The 16283-nt window shown below is 61.2% G+C and carries 15 protein-coding genes and 2 pseudogenes; 8 read left to right on the top strand and 9 right to left on the bottom strand.

All coding sequences use genetic code 11. The features are described 5' to 3' along the window. The 3 genes and pseudogenes from KHO22_RS31895 to pdxR all read right to left on the bottom strand — a co-directional run. Nucleotides 1–147 (bottom strand): annotated as a pseudogene (locus KHO22_RS31895) (ferritin-like domain-containing protein); the annotation flags it as partial. 104 nt (nt 148–251) lie between these two features. Then, nucleotides 252–1157 (bottom strand): NAD-dependent epimerase/dehydratase family protein, encoded by a 906-nt coding sequence (locus KHO22_RS31890; RefSeq protein ID WP_211951183.1) that lies wholly within the window; start codon nt 1155–1157, stop codon nt 252–254. Between the two features lie 185 nt (nt 1158–1342). Next, complete coding sequence (gene pdxR / locus KHO22_RS31885; RefSeq protein WP_230427118.1) at nt 1343–2782, bottom strand: MocR-like pyridoxine biosynthesis transcription factor PdxR; 1440 nt, start codon at nt 2780–2782, stop codon at nt 1343–1345. Between the two features lie 60 nt (nt 2783–2842). On the opposite strand from pdxR, the gene KHO22_RS31880 reads away from it, so the two are divergent. The 5 genes from KHO22_RS31880 (at nt 2843) to KHO22_RS31860 (ending at nt 8631) form a co-directional block, all read left to right on the top strand. Beyond that, nucleotides 2843–3259 carry a cupin domain-containing protein gene (locus KHO22_RS31880; protein WP_211951182.1) on the top strand — a complete coding sequence of 139 codons (417 nt, stop codon included), beginning with the start codon at nt 2843–2845 and terminating at the stop codon, nt 3257–3259. A 9-nt stretch (nt 3260–3268) separates the two neighbouring features. Next, nucleotides 3269–3724, top strand: a complete 456-nt coding sequence (locus KHO22_RS31875; RefSeq protein WP_211951181.1) for a carboxymuconolactone decarboxylase family protein — start codon at nt 3269–3271, stop codon at nt 3722–3724. 609 nt (nt 3725–4333) lie between these two features. Further along, nucleotides 4334–5029, top strand: coding sequence for an ABC transporter ATP-binding protein (locus KHO22_RS31870; protein WP_211951180.1), 696 nt, complete (start codon nt 4334–4336; stop codon nt 5027–5029). Between the two features lie 3 nt (nt 5030–5032). Then, a complete protein-coding gene (locus KHO22_RS31865; protein ID WP_211951179.1) occupies nt 5033–7558 on the top strand; it encodes an FtsX-like permease family protein in 2526 nt (841 codons plus the stop codon). After that, nucleotides 7555–8631, top strand: a complete 1077-nt coding sequence (locus KHO22_RS31860) for a lipocalin-like domain-containing protein (protein WP_211951178.1) — start codon at nt 7555–7557, stop codon at nt 8629–8631. The genes KHO22_RS31865 and KHO22_RS31860 overlap by 4 nt, the downstream gene beginning before the upstream one ends. 734 nt (nt 8632–9365) lie before the next feature. Here the strand turns inward: KHO22_RS31860 and KHO22_RS31855 are convergent. The 3 genes from KHO22_RS31855 to KHO22_RS31845 form a co-directional block, all read right to left on the bottom strand. Then, on the bottom strand, nt 9366–10187 hold the full coding sequence (locus tag KHO22_RS31855) for an anti-sigma factor family protein (protein ID WP_211951177.1): 822 nt from the start codon (nt 10185–10187) through the stop codon (nt 9366–9368). Further along, nucleotides 10184–10702 (bottom strand): sigma-70 family RNA polymerase sigma factor, encoded by a 519-nt coding sequence (locus tag KHO22_RS31850; protein ID WP_211951176.1) that lies wholly within the window; start codon nt 10700–10702, stop codon nt 10184–10186. Before KHO22_RS31850 ends, KHO22_RS31855 begins: the two co-directional genes overlap by 4 nt. Before the next feature lie 74 nt (nt 10703–10776). Further along, on the bottom strand, nt 10777–11493 hold the full coding sequence (locus tag KHO22_RS31845; RefSeq protein WP_211951175.1) for an anti-sigma factor: 717 nt from the start codon (nt 11491–11493) through the stop codon (nt 10777–10779). A gap of 188 nt (nt 11494–11681) precedes the next feature. Between KHO22_RS31845 and KHO22_RS31840 the strand changes: the two genes are divergently transcribed. Then, nucleotides 11682–12146, top strand: a complete 465-nt coding sequence (locus KHO22_RS31840) for a DUF305 domain-containing protein (protein WP_420839673.1) — start codon at nt 11682–11684, stop codon at nt 12144–12146. Beyond that, nucleotides 12143–13621: a YncE family protein gene (locus KHO22_RS31835; protein ID WP_211951174.1), complete on the top strand. Its 1479-nt coding sequence runs from the start codon at nt 12143–12145 to the stop codon at nt 13619–13621. Before KHO22_RS31840 ends, KHO22_RS31835 begins: the two co-directional genes overlap by 4 nt. 123 nt (nt 13622–13744) lie before the next feature. Here KHO22_RS31835 and KHO22_RS31830 read toward each other — a convergent pair whose 3' ends face one another. Both KHO22_RS31830 and KHO22_RS31825 read right to left on the bottom strand, forming a co-directional pair. Beyond that, on the bottom strand, nt 13745–14095 hold the full coding sequence (locus KHO22_RS31830; RefSeq protein WP_211951173.1) for a hypothetical protein: 351 nt from the start codon (nt 14093–14095) through the stop codon (nt 13745–13747). 333 nt (nt 14096–14428) lie between these two features. Beyond that, nucleotides 14429–15292 (bottom strand): SDR family NAD(P)-dependent oxidoreductase, encoded by an 864-nt coding sequence (locus tag KHO22_RS31825; protein WP_211951172.1) that lies wholly within the window; start codon nt 15290–15292, stop codon nt 14429–14431. 25 nt (nt 15293–15317) lie between these two features. Here KHO22_RS31825 and KHO22_RS31820 point away from each other — a divergent pair. Next, nucleotides 15318–15669, top strand: a pseudogene (locus KHO22_RS31820) (transposase family protein); the annotation flags it as partial. 7 nt (nt 15670–15676) lie between these two features. On the opposite strand, the gene KHO22_RS31815 reads toward KHO22_RS31820, so the two are convergent. Beyond that, nucleotides 15677–15988, bottom strand: a complete 312-nt coding sequence (locus KHO22_RS31815; protein WP_211951171.1) for a DUF4148 domain-containing protein — start codon at nt 15986–15988, stop codon at nt 15677–15679. Nucleotides 15989–16283: the final 295 nt, after the last annotated feature.

Below are 16283 nucleotides of genomic sequence, written 5' to 3'. Positions count from 1 at the left end.
GGCCGACCACTCCGTGATGGCGTTCATGCGGATGGTCTTGGCCTGGTCGTCCGTCAGCAGGCTGGCGTCGAAGGTATCCCAGGGGATGTCCTTGTCCATGTGCCAGCGGACGGCTTCGAGGGACTTGAATAGTTCGTTGAAAAGCATAGGTAAAGCAACCACTCGGGGTTGCGGATCTGGGATGGGACTCGCAAGAGTCCCAATTTTTTCAGGCCACTCGCCTGAGGACATCCCAAGCGGGCAAGTCACGCTCAAGCATCCTTCCATAGCAGCGGCCGCGGGGCGAACCCCAGCTTCGTCTTCGCCGCACGGTTCGAGGCGCCCGTCAGGCAGGTATGGTAGTAGACAGCTTCGTCACCTGCGGCCTTCCGGGCTTCCACGACGCTAACGCGGGCAGGCTCTGGCGCATCGACCCAGCGCGCGAATGCTGGCATCCAATTGGCGACGGGGAGCGGGTCATCATCGACCACGTTGTACACGCCGGGTTCGGCCATCAACGAAGCAACGGTCGCCGCGACCGCATCATCGATATGGACAAACGACCAGACGGCATTGCCGTCCCCAATGATCGACGTTTCGCCTCTCCGTGCCTGCTCCGCAATGGCTCCGTCAGGCCTGTACCAGGTGCCAGGACCATAGAAGAATCCATAGCGCAGGACCACGCCTTCCACCGAGGCCGAGCCCGTGACGGAGTCCTCATACGCACCGATGACCCGCGCGCTTTCGCCGATTTCGCCAGGGGCGTCACAGCGAAGCCCGGCCGTTTCGTCGGCAAGCTCCCCGAGCGGGGCATTCAGGTAAAAACCACGCGATTGCACGATATAGCGTTTCACGCCCAGCGCCTCGGCAGCGGCCAGCAAATTGCTGCCCCCCTCTCGATGCAGGCGGGTATCGTTGGGCATCGATTTGATGATGTCGGCCGGATTCGCGGGAAGCCACGTAAGCTGGTCGATAACCACGTCGGGCGAAGCCGCTTCGATGGCGTTCCGAACAGACTGCGGGTCAAAGACATCCGCAAAGGACACTGTGGCGCCGATCTCGCGGAGTCTGTCGGCGCCGGCGCGAGTCATTCCTGTGACTTCATGGTTGAGGGCGCGAAGTACGCGCACAAGCGGCAGTCCGATAGCGCCAGTGGCGCCTGCAACGAATATCTTCATGAGCTTTCTCCTCGAAGTTGCGCAGCGCCGGTAGCGCAGCGGTAAGTCAACGACAAAGCGAAGCGGAGTGACGCCCCGTTTTGATTCGGTGAAAGCATTGTGTCCGTTTGTTGGGCCCTTAAAAAGTACCAAAAACATGAAGAAGTCGTGTACCACCCTTTCCGTGTGTTGCCAGTGTCATTGCACTAGGAGAACTTCTTGATCAGGTGTTGCAAGCGATCACAGGCAGTCGGCACCTGCTGTTCAATTGCTGTCGCAACACCGAGGAGTAATCCCGATCGCTGAGTAGACGCCGAGCAATACCACCCCGACAGTGGGGCGGGCGCAAGTCCATAGGCATAGGCTTCTCGAGCGATCGTCTTGTCGTCGGCGCCATCGGGAAGCCTCATCACCACGGCAAGTCCGGCCGGATAGGCCTGGAATCCCTTGGATCTCAGCGCAGCCAGCAGTGCATGGCTTCGGCCTGCATAAATGCGCTTCATACGGCGCAAGTGTCGAAGATAGTGACCATCCCGCATGAATTCAGCAGTCGCCATTTGCACTGCCGGTCCGGGCGCTGAAGCAAGGCAGGCCACGGCTTCATCGAATCGGGCTACCAGGGTGGGCGGCACCACGACAAATCCAAGCCGCAGCGTCGGACTGATCGTCTTGCTGAAAGACCCAATATGAATCACCCGCCCCGCACGATCGAGTGACGCCAGTGCGGGAGCCGCGCGGCGTGTCAGTTGGAGTTCGCCCAGGTAATCGTCTTCGATGATCCAGGCATTCGCACGCGTCGCCCATTCGAGGATTCGCGCTCGGCGCGCGAGCGACAATGTCGGACCCAGGGGCGCTTGTTGTCCTGCGGTAACCAAAGCCACAGCAGCATCTGGTGCGTGCACTTCGCCGTAGCTGACATCGATTCCTTCTTCGTCTACCGGGATGGGAACCGTTGCGAGCTGGGAGATTTCCAATGCCCTCCGGCTGGGAAGGAATCCCGGGTTCTCGACCCATGCCTTTCGGCCTTCGGCCTGAATGACTCGTAGCACCACACCGAGCGCCCCTGAACATCCGGCCGTAATGAAAATCTGCGAGGGCTGGCATTCAATGCCGCGTGCCAAGGCCAGATGCGCTGCGATCTCTCGTCGGAGTTCATGCTCGCCTCTCGGGTCTGGATACGCTGCAGGCGCCTCGACTTCGTCGCGTACCGCACGGGCTCGCAGCCGCGAGAACAATGTTGCCGGAAAGCAGTCCGACGCCGGCACGCCCATTTGAAAGACTGCAGGCCCGGGCAGGAAATGCTGGTACAGCGCAGATTGCAGATCAGACTCGATGGAACGTGCACGTTCCGTGATTGGGCTCGCGACGGCAGCATGCTCCGAGACTCTGGTCCCGCCAGCGCGGGATGAAACGACCAATTGTGCGTCGGTCAGCCGCTCATACGCAGTCTTGACGGTGCCTCGAGCAACACCAAGCTGTGCAGCAAGATCCACCCAGGACGGCAGTCTGGCACCGGGAACGAGTACCCCATTCTCAATTGCACCGGTAATGCCGAGCCGAATCTGCTCCGCCAGTGAAGTCTTGGACGCACGGTCAAGTTTCAGATCCAGGATTTGCATGGCGTCTGGTGCATCAAGAAATTGCATTCTTGGTTCTTTTTCATGAACCTCTGGGAGAGCATGATTCTAGCCTTTCAGGAGCTAAACATGAAACGTCAACGCTTTCTACTCTTTCTCGCGGCGGCTACGAGTATGGTCTTCACTGGGGCTGCCGCTGCTCACACCGTCGGCGATACGGTCAAGCCGAACTTCACCCGGGCGATTCCCAACATCCCGGGCAAGTCGCTCATCGCAGTGGAGGTCCTTTATCCGCCCGGAGGCGCTTCGCATCCTCATACCCATGCCAAGTCGTCATTCATCTACGCATACGTCGTCTCGGGCAGCGTCGCCAGCAAGGTGAACGACGAGCCGGAGCGCGTGTACAGGGCGGGTGAAAGCTTCTTCGAGGAGCCAGGCTCACGCCATCCGGTGAGCCGCAATGCGAGCAAGACCAAGCCGGCAAAACTGCTCGCCGTGTTTGTCGTCGATTCGGACGACAAGGAACTGACGACCAACGACAAGTAGGAGTTTGAAATGAGACTGGATTACACCAAGGCCGCGCCTGGCGGTGTGAAGGCATTTGGCGGCGTGTACGGCTATATCATGCAGTCGGGCCTCGAAGACGTCCTCGTCGAGCTGGTCTATCTGCGCGTGAGCCAGATCAACGGGTGCGCCTATTGCCTGGACATGCACACCCGTGACCTGATCAAGAAAGGCGTGACGCCCGAGAAGCTTGCGCTCGTGCAAGCCTGGCATGAAGCGGGTCCGTTGTTCAGTGACCGCGAGAAGGCTGCGCTGGCATGGGCTGAGTCCGTGACGCGCGTGGCGGACACCCACGTGCCGGACAATGATTTCAAGGTCGCTGCCGCGGCGTTCAGCGAGAAAGAGCTCGCTGATCTCACCATGGCGATCAGCCTGATGAACGCCTATAACCGGCTCGCCATCAGCTTCCGCCGCGCACCCGACTCCGCACTGGCTGCGAAGAACTGACGCGTGTCACCGGGGTGCCAGGTGAAGTCAATTGAGAAGCGCGCCTTTAGGCGCGTTTTTCTCTTGGGGGCACGACATAACCCTTAGCTGCGGTTCGCAGCTTCCACTCAGAGGTCCGCTTCCGTTAAGGACTGTTCAACGCCTGCCCACACGCGCCACGACTTCTCACGGGCCTTCAGATGAGGGCAGACATCCGAACAATCCTTAACGACTTGGGTCGCCTGAGGGGAGAGCGCCGGTCAGCCCTCCGTCTCGGTCAGTCGGGCCAGGAACGGTCAACAGCGAGTCGCCCAGCAATCGGGCGGACGCTGCTGTCCGCCCGATTGCCCGGACCCGCCGATCGGCTGCCCAATCATCATCGAAACTGATATTTGATGTGGCGCTCGGCGGACGTAGACTTGGTTTGCTGCCTCGATGTCTCTGTGATTCGGTGAATCCATGATGGTCACGCCAGGCCACCCAGTCGGGTGAGTTCGGCTGCCAATGACACTTTCGCTTCGCTTCACTCAAGTTGTTGAATTGCAAGGAAGTTCTTTTGGCGCCGTCACTTTAGCTTGCGCCCGCTCTCCCGTCACTGGATTGCCGTAGATGCGTGAGGTTAACGACACTATGCTGACCCTTACAGACGTCTCCAAGACATACAACGGCGCCCGGCCACGCACGGTTCTCCGCGGAGTCAGTCTTACGCTGGACGCCGGCGAATATGTCGCCGTCATGGGTGAATCGGGCGTGGGCAAGTCAACGCTGCTCCACCTGATTGCCGGCCTGGATCGACCCGACAGTGGCCGAATCCAGTTTGACGGAAAAGATCTGGACAAACTGGACGACGATTCTACGACCTTGCTGAGGCGGCAAAAGATGGGGTTCGTGTTCCAGGCCTTCCACGTGCTGCCGAATTTGAGCGCTGCGCAGAACGTGGCCCTCCCGCTGCTATTGAACGGCCTCGAGGGGGAAAAGGCGTCGGCGCGCATTGCTGAGATGCTCGCAGCGGTAGGGCTTGAGGGGCGCGAGGACAGTCTGCCGCGAGAGCTTTCAGGCGGGGAACTGCAGCGGGTGGCGATTGCGCGTGCCCTGGTACACCGGCCGATGCTGCTTCTGGCAGATGAGCCGACTGGCAACCTTGATCACGATACGGCTGCGCGGGCGCTAAGCCTGCTGCGCGAACTGGTCAACGCAAACGGCACGGCCGCAATTATCGTCACACACTCGGCACTGGCTGCGGCGACTGCCGATCGCGTCCTGCAATTGACGCCGGGCGGATTGACGCCGCTGGGGGCACAGCCGCCGACGAGCGCGGTCGCCTGAGCCATGCGGACGCCGCGCTCACTCGGGCTTGCGCTGCTCCTCGGCGAATTGCGCGCCCATCCCGGACGTGCCATCGTAGGCATCCTCGCCGTGGCCATCGGTGTGGCAATGGGCTATGGCGTGCATCTGGTCAACCACGCTGCGCTGGCGGAGTATTCCCAGGCAGTGCGCTCCTTGATGGGGAGTGCCGATCTGGAGATCCGCGGGCCGCGCGCGGGCTTCGACGAATCGCTCTATCCGCGCATTGCGCGCCTGCCGGAGGTGGCGGCGGCCAGCCCGGTGGTGGAGGTCGATGCGGGGGTGCCAGGGCGCACCGGTGTGCTAAAGCTGTTTGGCATCGATGTGTTCCGGGCGGCGCCGGTGGCACCCAATCTGATCGGGCGGTCTCCAGAAGAGCGCGCGGGCAAGCTCGACGTTCTCGATCCCGATGCCGTCTTCCTTTCGCCGGCGGCGCTGAGCTGGCTCGACCTCAAGCCGGGGGACCCGCTCACCGTGCAAGTCGGGCTCACCGCGCTTACGCTGCGTATTGCCGGCACGCTGCCGGCGGCGGGCGAGGGCCTGCGCCTGGGCGTAATGGATATCGGTGCGGCGCAGTGGCGCCTCGACCGGCTTGGCTTGCTGCAGCGGATTGACGTCAAGCTAAGGCCGGGAGTGGACACCGACAACTTTGTGCAAGCGCTGGCCGCGCTGCTACCGCCAGGTGTGGTGGCGGGTTCGCCCCAGGACAACGTGAGCCGAACTTCCAGCCTGTCGCGCGCCTATCGGGTCAACCTGAACGTGCTTGCTCTGGTGGCGTTGTTCACTGGTGCCTTCCTGGTGTTCACGATGCAGGCCGTATCGGTGCTGCGGCGGCGCTCTCAACTGGCACTGCTACGCGCTTTGGGGGTGACGCGCGCTGGTCTCCTGCGGTTGCTGCTGGCGGAAAGCGTGGCTCAAGGTGTATTCGGCGCGGCGCTGGGCCTGGCGCTTGGCTTCGTCCTCGCCGCCGCGGTGCTCGCTTACGCAGGCGGTGATCTGGGCGGTGGCTACTTTGAAGGTGTACGGCCCAAGGTCCGCTTCGACGTGCTGGCAGCACTGATCTTCTTTGCGCTCGGCCTGTCGGCGGCGGTGCTGGGCAGTCTCGCACCGGCATGGGAGGCCGCGCGCGCGCGGCCGGCACAGGCGCTCAAGGCAGGCGACGAGGAGGCCCCACTCAAGCGGCTACGCTCGCCGTGGGCCGGGTTTGCTGCGATGGCGGCCGGGTTTGGGTTGACCCCACTGCGGCCGGTGGCGGATCTGCCGGTCTTCGGTTATGCCGCGATCGCCCTGTTATTGGTGGGCGCCATCCTGCTGATGCCACGGCTGGCGCATCTTGTGTTCGGTTTGCTGCCTTCTTCGCGACAGGCTGTGCCGCAGCTTGCCCTGACCCAACTCGCCGGAGCACCGGGCCGCGCGTCGATCGCCCTGGCCGGCATTGTCGCCAGCTTTAGCCTGATGGCCGCGATGGCGATGATGGTGTCAAGCTTCCGCATCTCGGTGGACGACTGGCTGCACAATGTCCTGCCGGCCGACCTCTATCTGCGTGCTTCGTCAAGCGGCGATAGCGCGTATTTCTCGCTTGACGACCAGGCGGCCATTGCAAGCGTCCGTGGCGTTGCGCGTGCCGAGTTTCTACGTTCGAGCCAGATCCTGCTTGATCCCCAGCGTCCCCCCATAACGGTCATTGCCAGGCCGATCGATCCGCGCAATCCGGGCGCGCGGTTGCCGCTGACGGCCGCGCTCGTCGCGGGGCAGCCGGGTGATCCGCCGGCGGTGTGGGTCAGCGAGGCGATGGTTGACCTCTATGGCTTCCGCCCGGGGCAACATATCACGCTGCCGCTGCAGGGTCGGCCCGTCGCCTTCCTGGTAGGTGGCGTGTGGCGCGATTACGCACGGCAGTATGGTACGGTGGTGATCAGCCAGGACGATTATCGGCGGCTTACGGACGAGCGGCGTGTCACTGACGTTGCCCTGTGGCTGGAGCAGGGCACCGGCCCGGCGCAGGTCAAGGAGAGGCTGCGCCAGCGCGTTGCCGGCGGTGAACACATTGCCTTCGCCGAGCCCGGCGAGATTCGCACCATTACCTTGAAAATCTTCGATCGCAGTTTCGCAGTGACCTACTTGCTGGAGGCCATCGCGGTCGTGATCGGCCTGTTCGGCATCGGCGCCAGCTTCAGCGCGCAGGCTCTGGCGCGCGCGCGCGAATTCGGCATGCTGCGGCATCTCGGCGTCATGCGTTGGCAGATCGGCGCGATGCTGGCGCTGGAGGGCGCGTTATTGGCTCTGCTTGGCGTGGTAGCCGGTCTTGCGTTGGGATGGGTCATCGCCTTGATCCTGGTTCACGTTGTCAACCCGCAGTCGTTCCACTGGACCATGAGTTTGCATGTGCCTTGGGCATTCCTGGCGCAGGTGGCGAGCGCGGTGGTGGCGGCGGCCTCGCTGGCGGCGCTGGCGAGCGGCCGGCGGGCGATGTCGCGGAGCGCCGTGCGCGCGGTGCAGGAGGATTGGTGAGGAGGCGCTCATTCCTGCTGTTGTTGCCGGGTTTCGGTGTGGCGGGTGCGGCGTCAGGCGCAGCGCCCGTTTATCCGCCAGTCGGCGCATGCCGAACTCTGACCTTCCCGCGCGACCACGGCGCGCACCCCGACTATCGTACCGAATGGTGGTATGCGACCGGCTGGCTGCAGACGCAGGCCGGCGCGCCGCTCGGCTTCCAGGTTACGTTCTTCCGCTCGCGCCCGCAGTTCGAACAGGCCAACCCAAGCCGCTTCGCGCCGCAACAACTGCTGTTCGCCAATGTCGCACTGAGCGATCCCGTGGCCGGCAAGCTCCAGCATGACCAACGCGCGGTGCGCAGCGGCTTTGGCCTGGCGCTCGCCGATACTGCCGACACCGACGTGTACATCGACGACTGGTCGCTGCGCCGAGAGATAACCGGGCGCTACCGAGCCAGATTTCCCGCGCGGGATTTCACGCTCGATCTGACAATGGAGCCAACCAAGCCGTTGCTTCTACAGGGCGAACAGGGTTACAGCCGCAAGGGCCCTCTGGCGCACCAGGCGAGCTACTACTACAGCCAGCCGGGACTCAAGGTGAGCGGCACCTTGAAGCGGGGCAGCCAGCAAGAAGCCGTGCGCGGCACCGCCTGGCTGGATCACGAATGGTCGTCGGCCTTGCTGGCCGACGAGGCTGTCGGCTGGGACTGGATCGGCCTCAACCTGGATGACGGCGGTGCGTTGATGGCCTTCCAGATTCGGGACAAGGCGGGGCGTAAGTTCTGGGGAGGCGGCACGCTGCGCGGCGGCGACGGTCACGTGAAGGTACTCGCTCCTGAAGAAGTCAACTTCATGCCGGTGCGCCGTTGGCGCTCGCCGCGCACAGGCACCAGCTATCCGGTTGCCATGCGGTTGAGCGCAGGCGAATTCACGCTCGAATTGATACCGCTGATGGATGATCAAGAACTCGATAGCCGCGCCAGCACCGGCGCGGTCTATTGGGAGGGCGCGGTGATCGTATTACGGGGGGGCAAGACGGCGGGACGGGGCTATCTCGAACTGACGGGGTATTTCCAGCGCCTCAATCTTTGACTTGAGGTAAATCGACCAGCCGGTTTGAGCGCCTGCCGATGCCCCGCTCATATCCTGCCCTGGGGCATTAGGACCTTCCTCGAAATTTCCGGCGGTTGCCGCCTGCAAAGCGGCTTGCAGTGAGACTCGGCGAGCGCACATTGAAGCCTTTTGCGCTCATGCCTGATCAGGGCGCTGCAGCATGACAGTCGCGGCAAGTTTTGCACGCCGCCCGGCGAGCCGGAAGACGCCATTTCGCCAAGGCATAAAACAAGTGGCTCAGAACGACCCACTTCTGCCCTTCGCCTCCTCGCGCAATCAGCGGCCGCTTGCAATATACAACGGTCACTCGAACAGCCACCTCGGTTGCCTCGGTTGGGTAAGCTGACCTTAGATCAAGCATGTCATTCGGGGTGATGCGACCGAGAACTTGCGAGGCGTCTTCTCACGATTTGACCACCGCGCTGACAAGATCTGTATAAGTTCTCGCGGGGTGGCCTTCCACAGTCAGGAAGGTGCGGCGGGACACCGGCTTGCTCTTTCCTGGGCCAAGTGCCTTGGAATGTGCAAGCCTCATCTGAGCATCCCTCCGAAGCGCAGCACAATAGCAGGCCGCGCGACATCCCTGATGTCTGGCGGTACGAGGCTATGGTGGGTTGGTGAGAGCATTACTGGTTTTCTGGAGAAGAAGGGTTCTCCATTAATCAGGCGATGCGATTGAGAATAGCCAAGGACCGGATTTGAAGCCCGCTCGACTACTCCTTCTTTCCAGGTGTCAGTTGGGCATAGACATCGTGCGAGATGTCGAGCAGCACCTTGCGATCGATGCCGCCGCTTACGGCATAGCCAAAGTCACCGTCCAGCCAGTAGAAGACATTGACAGGTCCGTCTTGGTACAGCTTGAACGCTGTGGTGTTAGTCCTCGTGCTTCGGTGGGATATGTAGAGGGTGATCCGCTCGCCCTTGGCATCGCGGTACATGAACTGCGCAACGCCGCCGCTGGAGTCGGGCAGCAGGCGGCCGCCAACCAGCTCAAAGCCTACCCGCGTCAGCACCGGGGGGTGCACATTGGTGCCAAGCCGGCTTGCCAGCCACTGGACGAAGTCCTGCTCCCGATCCGCGCCAATGTCGGCGGGACGAACGACGTCGGGCATATAGACGACGTGTGCTACCGCGGCATTGCGTGCCAGTCCATCCTGGCCGGGAAGGCTGCTGATCGGTCCATTGCTCGCGAGCTGACCTGTCATGCGTGGCACCATCTGGGTCCCGACACCGAGTGCAATGCCCAACACCAGTGTTGCAGCGATGCTGGCAAAGCGAGGCCAGTTGGCCGCTTCGCGACGGCCGGGATGCCATGTAAGAGATGGCTGAAGGCGTTTCGGCACCGGCTCGGCCAGCACCCTGTCATAGCGCTCATGGAGCAGACTGTTCAGCGAGAAATAATCGCTGACCCTTGCCGCGAGGGTTGGGTCCTGCGCCAGGGCGCGCTCAACTTGGGCGCGGCGCTCTTCCGACAGAGCTCCGTCGGCATAGGCATGAAGATCGTCTTCGGGAATGGACATCTGTTGCTCGCTCATTGCACCACCCTGAGTCTTGCACTGGATTGCGCGCCCGCCATCAATGCCCGCAACCGTTCCCGGCCACGCGACAGCCGGGACATCACGGTGCCAATCGGGACATCCAGCGCAATCGCTACATCGGCATAGCTCATTTCCTCCAGACCCACAAGGAGGACGACTTCACGCTGTTCCACAGGCAGGCGCTGCAACGCGTAGTCGAGATCGCGCATTTCCAGCGAGCGCATTTGCTCCGGGGGCACTGCGTATTCGCTTTCATCTATGGAATCATCGTCGACCGATACGTGCACCACGCGCTCGGAGGCCCGGCGAATCTGGTTGATAAAAAGATTATGCATGATGGAAAACAGCCAGGCGCGCAAGTCGGAACCTGGACGGAATTGCTCGGTTCGGCCCAACGCGCGTTCCAGCGTGTCCTGCACAAGGTCGTCGGCCAGATCGTGATTGTGGATCAATGCCCTGGCATACCTGCGCAGTCGCGGCACATGCTCGACCAACTCGTCCTGGATTTTCATGGCCCGCTCCAGTCAGGAACTGTCGTTGCTGATGCGATCCCATCTCACTGTAGTCCTTGTCGATACGCTCGGTGTCAGCGCGAAGTCATAAGATCGGCTGCCTGCATCAAGCGCGGGGTGTTGGCGTTACCGGCGAGCACGTAGTGCGTGGTACCGGCCTTCCAGGACAGCAAACGAACATTGCCAACCCGGCGTGCGGACCAATGTGGAGTTGCCGGATCAAAAGGCAGCGCGCTGGCTTGCAGCAGGACGATACGCCGCTGATTCGGGTCTTCATAGACCGATTGGAGCACTTCAGACACCGGCCCGATGCGCACCGGCTTTCGACTCATTAGAGTGAATCCGACCGAATTCAGGTCGGGCGAGCGCCTGCCTCCGGCCATGCCGATCGCCTTTGGATAACCAGGTGCGCTCGTTGCCTCGACCAGCGCAAGTACCGCCGCACTGTCGAGCTCTTCGTTCGACGCGCTTGCGCCAGCCAGCCACCCGCCCACTGCCGCCAGCAGCATCAGGCCAGATACGAGCATGCTGGCAACCCTGTGGGTGTAGCTCACGGGCCGCATGCTGGCCGCGCGAGAATCAGCTTCTTGCGGAACGTCTTGATGAGGATACGCTTGTTTGATGTGCTCGTTGAGGCGCATATAGAAGGCAATTCTGCCAACTTCGCTGGGGTAGCCTTCAAGATACCTGCCGAACCTTGCGGCCTTGCCGGGGGGCAGGAGACCATCTGCATACGCCTGAATATCGACTTCCGAGAGCCTTTCGGTGTCGGGGGCGTTGTCAAGTTGCATCGCTGCGTGCGGTAGTTAGTCAAGGGGGCTTGATTCGTAAACACGCTGGCTTCGGTTTTATTCCCGCTGGTCTCGCTGCGCAGTTTGCCTATTCTCTTAAAAGATCGATGCCATCCAAGTGGCGGCTCTTGCAAGGGGTTGCCGAAATGCCTACGTCCGTTACCAGAATCGCGTCAGGCCTTGTGGCGATGGGGTGCTTGATACTCGCCATCAATGCAATGTCGGCTCGCGCGGCTGGCAGCACAGCGGACGACGAGGGGGAGCGCGCGTTCCTGGCGGAAAACGACTCGGCCATGACCACTATGATGCGGAAGATGGAAATCACGCCGAGCGGGAATATCGATCGGGACTTTGTTGCCATGATGGCGCCACACCACCAGGGTGCGATCGATATGGCGCAGGCCTATCTGCGCTTTGGCCACAATGAGCAGCTACGTCGTTTGGCGCAGGAGATCATCGTTGAGCAGCAGCAGGAGATCCTTGCCATGCGTCTGGCGGTAGGGCTGCCGCTGCCGCCCCCGGTTGCGGCCCCCACCGACATCGGCGGGCCGCCCGGCATACCAGTGCCTGTGGAGGAAGCGCATCGCGAAGGCGGCGAGCGAGTCTCGCCCGTCCATGGCCCCCAACCAGAGCAGTCACAGGAGTCAAGATGAACTTCGAATCGCTCTTTGTCCTCGTTCTGACGGTCAGTGCCCTGGCAGTGGCGCCACCGTTATCGGCGGGGCAAGCCCCCGTATCCCAGTCCGAACCGGATATCCCTGTCAGCCACCGTGACCGCCTCTACGCTGCCGAGCAATTTTCGAACACGGTTTCCGTGGTGGACCCGGTCGATCATCGTCTGCTTGGCATGATTCGGCTCGGGGATCCTTCGCCTGGAAATTTCAGTCCACTGTACCGCGGACAGGTGCTGGTACATGGGATGGGCTTCTCACCAGACCATCGGACCCTGGCCATTATCTCCATCGGTTCAAATTCGGTGACGTTCATCGATACGCAAACCAATACGGTCAAGCACACCACCTATGTCGGCAGGTCGCCGCATGAGGCGTTCTACACGCCAGACGGCAGCGAGGTCTGGGTTACGGTGCGCGGAGAAAGCCATGTGGCGGTTCTCGATGCCAAAACTTTTGAAGAGAAGACCCGTATCAGCGTGCCAGCCGGACCTGGCATGCAGATCTTCTCGCCCGATGGCAAGTACGGCTATGTGTGCTCTTCATTCAATCCGGAAACCGAAGTGATCTCATTGGCCGAGCACAAGATCGTGGGTGCGGTAAAGCAGGACAGTCCGTTTTGTCCGAATATCGCCGCCACGCCGGACGGCAGGCAGGTCTGGTTCACGCTCAAGGACATTGGAAGGGTTCAGGTCTTCGACGCACGTCCTCCATTCGCCCGCATCAAGAGCTTCGAAACCGGTCCTCTCACAAACCACGTGAACTTCGCACGCAACGCCAAGGGCAGTTTTGCCTACGTGACTGTGGGCGGGTTGAATCAAGTAAAGGTCTTTCGTACCGATGATTTTTCGCAGGTGGCTACCATTCCAGTGAGTAGCCTGCCTCACGGCATCTGGCCTTCGGGTGACGGCAGCCGTGTGTATGTGGGACTGGAAAATGCCGATGCCATAGCTGCCATCGACACGCTGAGCAACAAGGTAATCGCGACGGTTTCGGTTGGCCAGGCGCCGCAGGCGATCGCATATGTACCGAATGCGGTGACGGAAGGGGGTGGAACGCAAAACCTGGAGCCGCTTGGCATTGCCGGGCAGGCCAGCCACCTGACGCTATTGGCGCCGAACACGGGGCAATCGGATGGGAAAGCCGCCGCCTCGACCAACATTACGTTATTCGACCAGGGGTTGGTGCAGGTTCTGCAGGCCGCGGTGACCGGCCTTCAGCCGAGGCAGCCCTATGTACTGGCGCTAGCGAACAAAGCTGACGGCGGTGGGCCGCTGGAGCCGCTTGCAGTGTTCATGACGAATCCGGCTGGCGCGGCTATCGTCAATACCATCGGGCCGATCCGGCAGGTTGTTGCGCCGGGCACAAGTGCCGCAGACGACAAGCGCCGCTACCTCGTGGTAGCTCCGCAGATATCGGGAAAGCCTGGTACTCCTGTTCAGGTACAGGCCCCCTGATTGATTGCGGCGGGACCATCGAGTGACATCAGCAGTTGATGGTGACACGCGGTAGTTGTGTCGAGTCATCCGCATTGCTGCAAGGATTGCTGTCAGGGTATGGAGTAGGATCGAGGCCCGTTATTAGGCAAGGGCTCCATCGGAGTATGGATCGGGGGAGCGTGCGGGAAGTGTCCACGGGCCCGTGCGATCCATGCCAGCAAGGGTTCGAACGCCGTCAATGCGATCGTTCAGCGCGGCATTTCGGGCGCCATCAGTGTAAACATCGCGTACTTCGAAGCGGGCACCATCGGTGAATGCATCACGTTGTCCGACGCGCGCACCATCGATGAAGAAATCCTGCTGCCCGATGCGAGCGCCATCGGTGTAGACGTCGCGGGGCGAGTTGACGGCCGCAACGGCGGCTTGCGAGGCAAAGGTGGCGGCTGCGGCAATCAGCAGGGCGGCACCAGAGAATTGGCTGAGACGTTTCATGAGTAGCTCCTTGAAAACCGGATAGAGAGATGACAGTCAACGACCGGATCTGAGAGGTCTGCAGGAGCAGCGCCATGTTGCGATCGTTACCACCGTATACGTGGGGCAATCGGAAATTATTCCCATCGCCAGATTGAGATCTTGAATTGCTGTCATAGCGTCAGGCCGTGAGTGCCTGCGCCGGGAAATTGCGAACCCGCTGGGCCGCTGCTCGTGGCTGCAAGGAACGAGACGTCAACGCCGTATGCATGGCAGGGCTGTTGGTTTTATTTCAGCCAGCCGCCTTTCTTCAAAGCGGTCGCCCAGGATAGTCCGCCATGCGTTACGCCAAATTCAATTGGTCGGAAACGTCGGAATGGGACCGACAGCACCGACGTCAGTTGAGGCGCTGACCGCTTGCCAACGATCTGCATCGGCTGTTCTCGCTTGCTCCGCCTGACGCGCAAACTGGAAAGCGTCGCTTCCGAGGAGAATGTGCGGCGGTACTGTCTCAGTTTCGGCAATTCGGAGAACAACCTGTGCGACTCTGAAGGGATCCCCAGACTCATTGCCCCAATAGCCTTCCATCTGTTTCACGCTTGCACCGACTGAGGGCTCGTAATCTGGCAACAAGACCGGTCGGTCTGCGTGCGCACGCTTTCCCCAATTGGTACGCATTCCACCCGGCTCAAGCGCGGTAATCTTGACGCCGAAAGGTGCTGTCTCCTGCGCCAGACCTTCGGTGAAGCCACCGACGGCCCACTTTGACGCGAAATAGGCCGCGTTGCCCGGGAACGCCGTACGACCCCCCAGCGAAGAAATCTGGATGATGTGTCCGCGGCGCTGTTTCCGCATGACAGGAAGCGCAGCGCGGGTGAGGTTCACAACGCCGAAAAAGCAGGTCTCGACCAGTCGGCGAAACTCGTTCGATGAAACCTGCTCAAACGGGCGGGTGTCCCCGTAACCTGCGTTATTCACGACCACGTCAAGCCTGCCAAACGCATCGACCCCTGCATCGACCGCCGCCTGACCTTGAGACTCGTCTGTGACGTCGAGCCCGACCACCCGGACGTTCGCGCCATACAGAGCCACCAGTTCGTCCAACTGACGAACGTTGCGGGCGGTCGCGACGACTTGGTTGCCAGCAGCCAAAGCTGCTTCGGCAATGATTCGACCCAGACCACTTCCGCTTCCAGTGATTAGCCAAACTTTAGACAATTTGAATTTCCTTTCTGTTAGATGGGCAATCGATGCCCTTGGACGGCCTCTGCGGTTGATTCTCGCTGATGGTCAGGCTGCCGACATCTCCTGCGCGGCAGAGTTGATCGAAGGGCTTGCCGCGGACGCGATCATCGCAAACCTTCGTGCAGGCCGTTCGCACCGCAGGCGCAAAGGCCGCGATTCCGCCACGCTCGAACGGTCCCCGCAAGCGACGCTACTGCCGCGCCCTGTATCGCACCCGTAATCTTGTCGAGAAATTCTTCAACCGTATCAAGCATTTTCGCCGTGTCTCCATTCGGTCTGACAAGCTAGCCGACGGCTACCTTGTCTTCGCGTCGCTTGCCTGTGCCTTTGGACCGTTGGTGCAATTGTGAACAGAGCTTAGCGTGCCAAATCCGTTTCCGCCGGCTGGTGGGCTTGAGTCACCGCCATTGCCGATTCCGCACGGCGCTTCTCGTCCAGCTTACGCTGCGCCTTCTGAAGTGATTCGGGAAAGTTATCGTCGGATGGATCGTAGCCCACGGATTTCAGTTCCTGGAGCTCATGGAGCAGCTCGGCGCGTGTGATGGGGTGGGAGTCGCTTCCTGCCAGCGATTGCCTGGCATCGGCTGCAGAGGCCAAACGGATGCCGCCGCCTGCAGCGAATGCGGCAATGGAAATGGTCGCGAGAAATTTGACGAAGGACGTGTTCATAGTGGCATTCCTCAAAGCTCATGGAGTAGTTATATCGAGTGCAGGGCGGACAAGGTGAAATTCAGCGCCATGAAAATAAGCGCGGCGACTTGCGAATATTGCGAAAGAACTGGAGTGGAGACCAGGCCTGTTACCAAGCTGACTGCTGCATGAACGATCCGCATTGGGGCATTCAAGGTAAATGTCCTCAACAAGGCATTTGCTATCGGGCGCGCGGAAAGCGGCAGGGCCTAGTTGCGGGCGCCGTCCGTGTAGATGTCCCTGGAATCGATGCGGGCACCATCGGAGAACACGT

Source organism: Cupriavidus yeoncheonensis (assembly GCF_905397275.1).
Taxonomy (GTDB): Bacteria; Pseudomonadota; Gammaproteobacteria; order Burkholderiales; family Burkholderiaceae; genus Cupriavidus; species Cupriavidus yeoncheonensis.
Note: the sequence above shows the minus strand (reverse complement) of the source record. Positions and strands in the feature narration are given on the sequence as shown.

Excerpts from the sequence above, each read along its gene's own strand:
- KHO22_RS31850 (WP_211951176.1), bottom strand. The coding sequence starts at position 10,702 with ATGAAAATCCAGGACGAGTTGGTCGAGCATGTGCCGCGACTGCGCAGG.
- KHO22_RS31880 (WP_211951182.1), top strand. The coding sequence starts at position 2,843 with ATGAAACGTCAACGCTTTCTACTCTTTCTCGCGGCGGCTACGAGTATG.
- KHO22_RS31835 (WP_211951174.1), top strand. The coding sequence starts at position 12,143 with ATGAACTTCGAATCGCTCTTTGTCCTCGTTCTGACGGTCAGTGCCCTG.
- KHO22_RS31840 (WP_420839673.1), top strand. The coding sequence starts at position 11,682 with ATGGGGTGCTTGATACTCGCCATCAATGCAATGTCGGCTCGCGCGGCT.
- KHO22_RS31875 (WP_211951181.1), top strand. The coding sequence starts at position 3,269 with ATGAGACTGGATTACACCAAGGCCGCGCCTGGCGGTGTGAAGGCATTT.
- KHO22_RS31830 (WP_211951173.1), bottom strand. The coding sequence starts at position 14,095 with ATGAAACGTCTCAGCCAATTCTCTGGTGCCGCCCTGCTGATTGCCGCA.
- KHO22_RS31815 (WP_211951171.1), bottom strand. The coding sequence starts at position 15,988 with ATGAACACGTCCTTCGTCAAATTTCTCGCGACCATTTCCATTGCCGCA.
- KHO22_RS31865 (WP_211951179.1), top strand. The coding sequence starts at position 5,033 with ATGCGGACGCCGCGCTCACTCGGGCTTGCGCTGCTCCTCGGCGAATTG.
- KHO22_RS31845 (WP_211951175.1), bottom strand. The coding sequence starts at position 11,493 with ATGCAACTTGACAACGCCCCCGACACCGAAAGGCTCTCGGAAGTCGAT.
- KHO22_RS31890 (WP_211951183.1), bottom strand. The coding sequence starts at position 1,157 with ATGAAGATATTCGTTGCAGGCGCCACTGGCGCTATCGGACTGCCGCTT.
- pdxR (WP_230427118.1), bottom strand. The coding sequence starts at position 2,782 with ATGCAATTTCTTGATGCACCAGACGCCATGCAAATCCTGGATCTGAAA.
- KHO22_RS31855 (WP_211951177.1), bottom strand. The coding sequence starts at position 10,187 with ATGAGCGAGCAACAGATGTCCATTCCCGAAGACGATCTTCATGCCTAT.
- KHO22_RS31870 (WP_211951180.1), top strand. The coding sequence starts at position 4,334 with ATGCTGACCCTTACAGACGTCTCCAAGACATACAACGGCGCCCGGCCA.